Source organism: Arthrobacter sp. 05L45_2 (assembly GCF_056397525.1).
Genome location: NZ_JBFTNO010000118.1, coordinates 1 through 9,504 on the forward strand (window position 1 = coordinate 1; position 9,504 = coordinate 9,504).

The 9,504-nt window shown below is 68.5% G+C and carries 7 protein-coding genes; 4 read left to right on the plus strand and 3 right to left on the minus strand.

Annotated features, from left to right (window positions below):
- Nucleotides 1–456: 456 nt before the first annotated feature.
- From AC1DHD_RS10350 to AC1DHD_RS10360, 3 genes are all read left to right on the plus strand, one after another.
- A complete protein-coding gene (locus AC1DHD_RS10350; protein ID WP_011776355.1) occupies nt 457–744 on the plus strand; it encodes an HU family DNA-binding protein in 288 nt (95 codons plus the stop codon).
- Between the two features lie 109 nt (nt 745–853).
- Nucleotides 854–3,007, plus strand: a complete 2,154-nt coding sequence (locus AC1DHD_RS10355; protein WP_476879633.1) for a bifunctional copper resistance protein CopD/cytochrome c oxidase assembly protein — start codon at nt 854–856, stop codon at nt 3,005–3,007.
- A complete protein-coding gene (locus tag AC1DHD_RS10360) occupies nt 3,007–4,971 on the plus strand; it encodes an NHL domain-containing thioredoxin family protein (protein WP_476879634.1) in 1,965 nt (654 codons plus the stop codon). The genes AC1DHD_RS10355 and AC1DHD_RS10360 overlap by 1 nt, the downstream gene beginning before the upstream one ends.
- 50 nt (nt 4,972–5,021) lie before the next feature.
- On the opposite strand, the gene AC1DHD_RS10365 is transcribed toward AC1DHD_RS10360, so the two are convergent.
- The 3 genes from AC1DHD_RS10365 to AC1DHD_RS10375 all read right to left on the minus strand — a co-directional run bounded on the left by AC1DHD_RS10365 (nt 5,022) and on the right by AC1DHD_RS10375 (nt 8,545).
- Nucleotides 5,022–6,014, minus strand: coding sequence for a hypothetical protein (locus AC1DHD_RS10365; protein ID WP_476879635.1), 993 nt, complete (start codon nt 6,012–6,014; stop codon nt 5,022–5,024).
- 89 nt (nt 6,015–6,103) lie between these two features.
- The gene (locus tag AC1DHD_RS10370; protein ID WP_476879636.1) at nt 6,104–7,774 is read right to left on the minus strand and encodes a helicase HerA-like domain-containing protein; all 1,671 of its coding nucleotides are present in this window, start codon (nt 7,772–7,774) and stop codon (nt 6,104–6,106) included.
- Between the two features lie 69 nt (nt 7,775–7,843).
- Complete coding sequence (locus tag AC1DHD_RS10375; RefSeq protein ID WP_476879637.1) at nt 7,844–8,545, minus strand: type 1 glutamine amidotransferase domain-containing protein; 702 nt, start codon at nt 8,543–8,545, stop codon at nt 7,844–7,846.
- Between the two features lie 221 nt (nt 8,546–8,766).
- Here AC1DHD_RS10375 and AC1DHD_RS10380 point away from each other — a divergent pair.
- The coding region (locus AC1DHD_RS10380; protein WP_476879638.1) for an LLM class flavin-dependent oxidoreductase at nt 8,767–9,504 on the plus strand (738 nt) is incomplete at its 3' end.

The following is a 9,504-nucleotide window of genomic DNA, read 5'->3' on the forward strand; positions in this document are numbered from 1 at the left end:
TGTGGTACTGCACCCGGGAGGGTGTGGGAGAGTAGGTCACCGCCGGAACATCATTAGGTCGAGAGCCTCCAACCACCAGGTTGGAGGCTCTCCCACTTTAACCACACAACCAACCACGCCAGACCTGCGGACCGGCCCTCCCCCGGCCCCCGGCACAGACGGACGGCCCTCCCCGGCAGACCGGCACACCACGCAACAAGCGCCCCGGGCCGGCCACTGCAGCCCGCCGACGCCCCGCCCTGGCCAACACCTGCCGCCGGCCCCGCGCCCGGCCACACAGCAAGGTGTCCGCTGATGGCTGAAAAGCGGTCCAAAACCCGGAAATTTTCCCAAAAAAGGGCGAAAACACGCGGAATTTCCCACCTCGGCGGCGCCAAGCTGGTAAGTTTTCGAAGAGTGGCCCGCATGCATGCCGCGTGCAGGCTTCAGAAATTAGAACAGTCCAGGAGGACATAAATGGCTAAGAACCGTAGTGAACTTGTTGCAGAGGTAGCTGGCAAGGCCGGCACCAGCCAGGCAGCCGTCAACTCCGTGCTCGATGCACTGTTCGAGGTTTTCGAGACCTCTGTCGCCGCCGGCGAAAAGATCACCATCCCGGGCTGGCTCGCCGTCGAGCGCACCGACCGCGCTGCCCGCACCGGCCGCAACCCGCAGACCGGCGAGACGATCCAGATCGCCGCTGGCCACAGCGTCAAGCTGACCGCCGGCTCCAAGCTGAAGGCTGCAGTCGCCAAGAAGAAGTAGTCTTCTTCAAACGCTTGAAAGGAGCGGCAACCCTCTGGGTTGCCGCTCCTTTTGCGTTAAGCCTCCCCGCGGATTCGGCGGGCGGACGGGCGTAGCGGACAATGGAKTTGTGCCTTTCGCAGCAAAACCCCAGACCACAGCAGCGCCTGCCCCTACGGGGGGAGCGCCTGGCTCTGGTGCCGGAACGCCGGGTATCTCCCGGCCCTGGCAGGTGGCCGGACTGGCTGCGCTGTTCCTCGGCCTGGCGGCGGCGCTGATCTTCTCGGGTGCCGCCGGTGCCCGCGCGGTCTCGGATCCCGGCGCGCTGGTCCGCTGGGGCCTGCCCGTCAGCAAGGCCGTGCACAACGTGTCCCTCGCCGCGGTGATCGGCGGCCTCATCTTCGCCGTCGGGATCCTGCCGAGGAACCTCTCCGGACGCCCCGCCCGCGGCGCCGACGCCCCCGAACACCCCGCCTTCACCCGCGCCCTGGCCATCGCCGCGGCCGCAGGTGTCGCCTGGACGTTGTCGGCCGTGGCCGTGCTGGTCCTGAGCTACTCGGACATCGCCGGGCAGGAAATCTCCGGCGACCCCGAATTCACCAAATCACTTGTGTACTTCATGACGGACATCGAGACCGGGCGGGCCTGGTTGACGGTGGTGATTATTGCCGCCGTCGTCACCACCACACTGTTCGGTATCCGCTCGCGCGGAGCCTTGGCACTGACGCTGGTCCTCGCCACGGTCGGCCTGGCGCCGGCGGCGCTGATCGGCCACTCCGCCAGCTCGAACGACCACGAGGGCGCCATCAACTCGCTGGGCCTGCACCTGGTGGGTGTCTCGGCCTGGGTCGGCGGCATCATTGTGCTGGCGCTGCTCTCCGGCATCCTCGGTTCCCCCAGGGGTGCCGGCGCCCAGGGCCGGACCGACATCACCGAGCCCACCCTGCGCCGCTTCTCCACGCTCGCCGGCTTCGCTTTCGCCCTGGTCTTCGCCTCCGGTGTCATTAACGCCAGCATCCGGGTCTCCAGCTGGGCCGACCTGTTTGGCTCGGCGTACGGCCAGCTAATCCTGGCCAAGGCAGCGGCCACCCTGGTCCTCGGCGGCGTCGGGCTGATGCACCGTCAGTGGGTCATCCCCCAGCTGGGCGTCAAGGGCCGCGGACTCTCGGCCCGCCGGGTGCTGTGGCAGCTGATCCTTGTGGAGCTGCTGATCATGGGCATGACGTCCGGAATCGCGGTCGCGCTGGGCCGCTCGGCCCCGCCGCAGCCCACCACCTTCGCCCCGGACGCCTCCCCGGCCTTCATCCTCTCCGGGTACGAGCTCCCTCCCGAGCTGACGCCCGAACGGTGGCTCACCGAATGGCGGCTCGACTGGCTGTGGGTCGCCGTCGCCGGTTTCGGCCTGGTGTCCTACGTCCTTGGCATCCGCAAGATCCGCGGCCGCGGCGACGCCTGGTCCTGGTTCCGGACCGTGAACTGGGTGATCGGGCTGGTGGTCCTGACCTACGTGACGTCCGGGCCGCCGTCGGTCTATGGCCGTGTCCTGTTCTCGGCGCACATGGTGGACCACATGGCCCTGACCATGGTGGCCCCCATCTTCCTGGTCCTCGGCGCCCCCGTCACGCTGGCGCTCCGTGCCCTCACCGCGCGGCGGGACAGCTCCCGCGGCCCGCGGGAGTGGCTGTTGGTCTTTGTGCACTCCAAGTTCTCGCAGCTGGTCACCCACCCGCTGTTCGCCGCCGCCAACTTCGCCGGCTCGATCGTGCTGTTCTACTACTCGGACGCCTTCGGCTATGCGATGCGCGACCACGTGGGCCACGAGCTGATGAACCTGCACTTTGCCCTGACCGGCTACATCTTCGTCCTGACCATGATCGGGACGGATCCGCTGCCCCGCCGGGCGCCGTACCCCATGCGGCTGCTGCTGTTGCTGGCCACCATGGGCTTCCACGCCTTCTTCGGCGTCGCCATCATGGGCGGTACCGGGCTGCTCGCCGCCGACTACTTCGGAAACCTCGGCCGCACCTGGGGCCAGTCGGCCCTGCTTGACCAGCAGATGGGCGGCGCGGTGGCCTGGGGCATCGGCGAAGTACCCACCCTGCTCGTGGCGATCGGCGTCGCGGTTATGTGGTCCCGGTCCGACGCGCGGGAAAGCAAACGCACCGACCGTGCGGCGGACAGGAATAACGACGCCGATCTCACCGCTTACAACGATATGTTTGCCCAGCTCGCCGAACGCGACGCGAAGCTGGCAGAACGCAATTCAAAGCTGGAAGGACGCTGATGAGCGAAACCGTACGCACCCACCTCCGGGTCCGGGCCTCCGAACTGGTAGGCCGGGGCTGGCTGAACACCGGCGGGAAGTCCCTGGACCTGGAATCACTGCGCGGCAAGATCGTGCTGCTGGACTTCTGGACTTTCTGCTGCATCAACTGCCTGCACGTCCTCGATGAACTGCGCCCGCTGGAACAGCAGTACTCCGACGTCCTCGTGACCGTCGGCGTGCACTCGCCCAAGTTCGAGCACGAGGCGGACCCGGTGGCCCTGGCCGCCGCCGTCGAACGCTACGAAATCCGCCACCCGGTTTTGGACGACCCGGAACTGGACACCTGGAAGGCCTACACGGCCCGCGCCTGGCCCACCCTGGTGGTCATCGACCCCGAGGGCTACATCGTCGCGCACCTGTCCGGCGAGGGGCACGCGGACGGGCTGGCAGTGCTCATTCCCGAGCTGATCGCCGAGCACGAAGCCAAAGGCACCCTGCACCGCGGCGACGGCCCCTACGTGGCTCCAGAGCCGACGTCGGGCACGCTGCGGTTCCCGGGCAAGGCGCTGTACCTCCCGGCCGGCCGTGGTGGCTCGGCCGCAGCCGGCGACGCCGGCTCCTGGCTGGTTACCGACACCGGTCACCACCGCCTGGTGGAGCTCTCCACCGACTTCGAAACGGTGCTGGACACCTACGGTTCGGGCGAGAAGGGCTACGCCGACGGCGCCGCCGGCGAGGCCCGGTTCAACGAACCCCAGGGCCTGGTGCTGCTCCCGGAGGACGTCGCCGCCAAGGCCGGCTACGACGTCGTGATCGCCGACTCCGTGAACCACCGCCTCCGCGGGCTGTCGCTGGCCGACGGCASCGCCACGACCCTCGCCGGSAACGGSRTCCAGCGGCTGCTSGAGACCGGCCCGGCGCGCGTGGAYGARGASGGCGCCGCSTACGGTGSCCGGCTYGAAGCGGATCCCCTGCAGGTTGCGCTGAGTTCGCCGTGGGACGTGGTCTGGTCGAGCAAACTCAACGCGGTGGTTGTCGCGATGGCCGGAGTGCACCAGATCTTCAGCTTCGACCCCGTCACCGGCGCGGTGTCCATTGCCGCCGGCAACGGCCTGGAGGGCCTGCTCGACGGTCCGGCCGCCGAAGCCTGGTTCGCGCAGTCCTCCGGCCTGGCCGAGGACGCCGACGGCAACATCTGGGTCGCCGACTCGGAGACGTCGGCGCTGCGCAAACTTGTGATCGCGGACGACGGCGCCATCACTGTCGAGTCCGCCGTGGGCAAGGGATTGTTTGACTTCGGCTTCCGCGACGGCCCCGCCGCCGACGCCCGCCTCCAGCACCCGCTCGGCGTGACGGTCCTGCCGGATGGCTCCGTGGCCATCGCGGACACCTACAACGGTGCGGTCCGGCGCTACGACCCCGCCACGGGCACCGTCTCCACGCTCGCGCGCGGACTGTCCGAGCCCTCGGACGTCATTGTCGACCACACCCAGGTGGCCGGCTCCGAGCCGCTGCTGGTGGTGGTGGAGGCCAACAAGCACCAGCTGGTCTACGTGCCCATCCCGAAGGAAGCGCAGCAGGTGGACGAGGGTGCCTCGCAGACCCAGCGGCCCAAGAGCCCCGTGGCGCCGGGCCTTCTATCCCTGACGGTGCGGTTCACGGCGCCGACCGGGCAGAAGCTCGATGACCGCTGGGGCGACCCCACGCAGCTGAAGATCTCCTCCACCCCGCCGGAGCTGCTGGTGGCCGGTGGGGGGACCTCTGTGGGCCTGCTCCGCACCCTGGAGCTCTCGTCCGACGTGCCGGAGGGCGTGCTGCACATTACCGCCCGGGCCGCGGCCTGCGACGGCCCGGAGACCGAGGACGGCGAGATCCCGGACCACGCGGCGTGCCACCTGTACCAGCAGGACTGGGGCATCCCAGTGGTTCTGCAGGCCGACGGGGACACCGAACTGGTCCTGGACCTGCGCGGAATGGACTAAGGCGCGCCGCGGACCGGCCCCGTTTCGGCGGCCGGTCCCGCGGCCTGCGGCTAGTTGCTGAGCAGCGGGGTGAGCTTGACGGTGTCGCCGGCGATGTCCAGGCGCGTGGTGAAGCTGAAGTCGTGGAYCGCGTTGAGCTCCGTGACGGCGCCGGTGAAGAGGTCCACCTGCCGGGCCTTGATCCGGGCTTTACCGTCCAGGGGAGCCACCACCCAGCGTCCGCCGAACGGCTCGATGCTGACGGCGGGGTAGTCGGTGATGCTCCAGTCGATGGTGCCGTCCACCACCCGGTTGTTCGTGGCGTGATAGAACGGGCAGTCCGGTTGGAGCTGCTGCTGCTTGTCCGCCTGGGCCGCGCAGTTGTCCAGGAACTCCTTGACCTTGGCCGTGACCGAGTCCTTCAGGCCCGCGGTGGCGTGGGTCAGGAGGTTCAGCGGCGCCGAGGGCATGTCCCGGCTGGACACGGTGGCGCGCGTGGGGGGTGCGGCGAAGAACTGGCCGTCCAGGGAGGCCTCGTATTCCCCGGGGTACAGCACGGCGAAGGTGTTCCGGCCGTTGGGCATGTTCACCGGAACGCCGTTGAGCGAGGCCTGGCTGGAGTTGACCACGGTGACGTCCAGGACCGGCAAGGCGGCGGGGACGATCGACCAGTCGTGGAAGAAAAGCCACTGGGTGCTGGAGCGCTGCAGCAGGAACTCGGTGCGCAGCTGGCTGCCGTCAATGGTGTAGTCGATCGGCACCATCACCTGGTTGCCGCCACGGTCTTCCGCGGCGCCGAACTTCACGTCCGAGATCCGGGCGGCCGCTTTTTTCAGGCCTTCACCGTCCAGCATCGCGGCGTTGCTTTGCGGTACGGAGGCATGCAGCAGGCCCAAGGCCTTCCCGCCTTCGCCCTTCTGCAGGGCATCCAAATACTCCCGGACCGGCTGCTGCGGGCTGCCGATGGAATTGTTCACCACGTTGATGGCGACGATGGCGGCGGCCACGGCGAGCATCAGGCCCAACAGCCACACGGCTGCAATCCTGACCAACGCCTGACTCATCTGCACGTACCTTACGTTACCTGCACGCCCGCTGAATGCCGGTGTCACAGGCGCCCGGTGTGACGTGCACCATCACCGCGGGGTATGTCCTAGCGACGGCGCCGCCGCGATGACGTGCCGAAGACGCCGCGGAGCAGCTCCCGGCCGATCTGCGTCCCGAGGGAGCGCGCCATGCTCTTGAGGCCGCCGCCGAGCACACCGCCCAAGGCCCCGGCGATGTCCCCGGCCATTCCGCCGCCTGCCGGCTGCTGCTCGGGAGCGCGCCGCTGGGGGGCCGGGGCGGGCGCGGGGGCCGGTGCCGAGCGGCTGCTGGGGCGGCCGAGGATTTCTTCCTCGATCTGGCGGGCATCGGCGTCGACGGCGTTGGGGTCCAGCGCCGTTCCGGCGGCCGGGCCGGTCGGTGCAGCAGCCCGGCCGGCGAGCTTTTCATAGGCCGAGACGTTGTCCACGGCGGTGCCGTATTTGGCGAGCAGGGCGGACCCGGCCACGGTGCTGGCCACCAGGGCGGCATCACTGGGGCCCATCACCGACTCCGGCGCCCGCAGCCGGGTCAGTGCCACCGGCGTGGGCGCGCCCTTTTCGTTCATGACGGTGATGACTGCCTCGCCGATTCCGGCGGAGGTAAGGGTTTCTTCGAGGTCGTAGTCGCTGACCGGGAAGGTCGACACTGTGGCTTTGAGKGCCTTGGCGTCCTCSGGRGTGAAGGCRCGCAGGGCRTGYTGCACCCGGTTCGCCAGCTGGCCCAGGACRTCCGCSGGGACGTCCTTGGGCGTCTGGGTCACGAAGAAGATCCCCACACCCTTGGACCGGATCAGCCGGACGGTGGTGGTGATTGCGTCGAGGAAGGCCTTGGACGCGCCGTTGAACAGCAGATGCGCCTCGTCCAGGAAGAACACAAGCTTCGGTTTGTCGAGGTCGCCGGCTTCCGGGAGGTCCTCGAACAAATCAGCCAGCAGCCACATCAGGAAAGTGGAAAACAGCATGGGCTTGGTCTCCAGGGTCGGCAGCTCAAGGCAGGTCACGACGCCCCGGCCGTCCGGGGCCGTGCGCAGCAGCTCGGCGGTATCGAACTCCGGCTCGCCGAAGAACTTCTCCATGCCCTGGGCTTCAAGGTTGATCAGCTCGCGGAGGATGACGCCTGCGGTCGCCTTCGACAGGCCGCCGAGTTCTTCAAGTTCGTCCTTGCCCTCGTCCGAGGTCAGGAACTGGATGACGGCCCGCAGGTCCTTGAGGTCGATCRGTTCGAGGTTGTTCTTGTCCGCGAAGTGGAAGACCAGCTGCAGGCTCGACTCCTGGGTCTCGTTCAGTTCCATCACGCGGGACAGCAGGACCGGCCCGAACGAGGTGATGGTGGACCGGACCGGAATGCCTGCCCCGTCGCCGCCGAGGGCCAGGAACTCCACCGGGAAGGTCTTGCCGGACCAGGCCTGGCCGATGCTGTCGGTGCGCGCCTTCAGCTTCTCCGAACCCGTGGCGGCCGTCGCGAGGCCGGAGAGGTCGCCTTTGATGTCCGCGAGGAAGACGGGGACACCGGCGGTGGAGAGCTGTTCGGCCATCATGTGCAGCGTGACGGTCTTGCCGGTGCCGGTGGCGCCGGCCACCAGGCCGTGCCGGTTCATCATCGACAACGGCAGCCGGACCGGTGCCTCTTTGTGGAGTTCGCCGTCGACGATCGCGGCGCCAAGCTCGATGGTGGGCCCCTCCAGGGTGTACCCCTTTTGGATGGTGGCGACTTTATCTGCAGTGGATTTGATGGCCATGCGGCTAGCTTAGCCGGGTCCGGCAACCCGGACCCGGCTTCAGCTGATGTTTATTTGCCGCGACTGGGACTACCCGGCGATGGCCTTGAGGACTTCCTTCGCCACGGCCTCGCTGGACTGCGGGTTCTGCCCGGTGATGAGGTTGCCGTCGCGCACCACATGGGAGCTCCAGGCGGCCCCGTTCTCGACGATCGAACCGTTTTCCTTCAGCGCGTCCTCGACGAACCACGGCGTGTTCGGGCCGGTGCCGCCGCCGAGTTCCTCCTCGTTGGTGAATACCGTGAGGCGGCGCCCGGAGAACGCGAACGCGCCGGCGTCGTCGACGGCGCTCAGCAGGCCGGCGGGGCCGTGGCAGAACGGCGCAATGACCTTGCCGGCGGTGTTGGCTTCGATCAGCAGCCGGCCGAGGTCGGCGTCCTCGAAGAGGTCCGCCATGGGGCCGTGGCCGCCGGGCATCACGATCGCGTCGTACCCGGAAAGTTCGACGTCGGCCAGCACCAGCGGTGCCGAGAGCTCGGCGTCGATTCCGGCCAGGTAGGCGCGGAACTCATCGGCGCGGTCCTGTCCGCCGGCCGAGTCAGCAGCCAGGCTGACCCCGTCAACGGTCGGCTTGGCGCCGCCGGGGGTCGCGATGCGGACGGTGTGTCCGGCGTCGAGCAGGGTCCGGTGCGAGACGACAAGTTCCTCGGCCCAGTAGCCGGTGGGGTGCTGGCTGCCGTCGCGCATGGTGAGCGAATCGGCGGCGGATACGACCATCAGGATGTTAGCCATGTTGTACTCCTGTTCCTCCGGCCGGGGAGCCGGTTGACGGGTGGGGGTCACAAGGGCGGCAACCCCGTCAGCGCGCCGGCTATTCCGGGCGCCGGAATCCGCGGGTTTCTGGCGCCCTTGAAATAAGCCGGGCCCCGCCGCCGTTGCCACCAGTGTGCGCCGCTACCCTCCAGTGCGGCGGACCCGAATTTCCCACCACCTCCGAAAGGCCGGCATTTTCCGTGACTGTTCCGCTTTCCATCCTTGACCTCGCAATCATCGGCAAGGGCCAGACGGCGGCGGAAAGCTTCGCCGGCAGCGTGGCCATGGCCCAGCGCGCCGAAGAACTGGGCTACCGCCGCATCTGGTACGCCGAGCACCACAACATGTCATCCATCGCCTCGTCGGCGACCAGCGTCCTGATCGCCCACATCGCCGCGCACACCAGCACCATCAGGCTCGGCGCGGGCGGTGTGATGCTGCCCAACCACTCGCCGCTGACCATCGCGGAGCAGTTCGGCACCCTCGAAACCCTGCACCCGGGCCGGATTGACCTGGGCCTCGGCCGGGCGCCGGGCAGCGACCAGAACACCATGCGGGCCCTGCGCCGGGACCCGATGAGCGCCGACAGCTTCCCGCAGGACGTGCTGGAGCTGCAGGGCTACCTGACCGGGAACACCCGCATCCCGGGTGTGGACGCCACCCCCGGGAAGGGCACCAACGTGCCGCTCTACATCCTGGGCTCGTCCCTGTTCGGGGCGAAGCTGGCRGCCCAGCTSGGCCTGCCCTACGCYTTCGCCTCGCACTTTGCCCCAAACGCCCTGCAGGACGCYGTRGCGSTSTACCGCCGCGAGTTCCGKCCCTCCGCGCAGCTGGACGCCCCGCACGTGATTGCCGGCGTCAACGTGATTGCCGCTGACTCCGCGTCCGACGCCCAGGAGATGTTCCAGGCCACCAAGCGCGCCCGGGTCTCGTTGTTC

What these genes read in the sequence shown, in the direction of transcription:
- AC1DHD_RS10375 (WP_476879637.1), bottom strand. Translation starts at nt 8,545, where the DNA reads ATGGCTAACATCCTGATGGTCGTATCCGCCGCCGATTCGCTCACCATG.
- AC1DHD_RS10350 (WP_011776355.1), top strand. Translation starts at nt 457, where the DNA reads ATGGCTAAGAACCGTAGTGAACTTGTTGCAGAGGTAGCTGGCAAGGCC.